This window comes from Haloarcula japonica DSM 6131 (assembly GCF_000336635.1).
In the GTDB taxonomy this organism is placed as follows: domain Archaea; phylum Halobacteriota; class Halobacteria; order Halobacteriales; family Haloarculaceae; genus Haloarcula; species Haloarcula japonica.
The window spans coordinates 1-273 of record NZ_AOLY01000026.1; the positions used below are offsets into that span (position 1 = coordinate 1).

The window sequence follows — 273 nt, forward strand, 5'->3', positions numbered from 1 at the left end:
GTCACACGATGATGACGATGAGCGGTACGATGTTTCCCGGCAAGAGTTTGACAGTGTCTCTGAACTCCTCCTGCCAGAGTCAAGTAGCGTCGACAGTCAGCTCCGACTCCATGACTCGGAGGCAAACACGGTTCTCTACGTTACGGAGAGTAGTGATGGGATCTCAGTGAACGTCCGCGACGACTCGGCGTTTACTGACGAATGAATCGACGAACATACCTCACGGCCGTTGCGACGGCCCTTGGTGTGACTGCCAGCTCAGGGACTGTCGCT

Annotated in this window: 1 protein-coding gene; it reads left to right on the forward strand. The window is 55.7% G+C overall.

The annotated features are described in order from the left end of the window. The coding region (locus tag C444_RS08405; RefSeq protein ID WP_004592277.1) for a hypothetical protein at window positions 1–205 on the forward strand (205 nt) is incomplete at its 5' end. Window positions 206–273 lie beyond the last annotated feature (68 nt).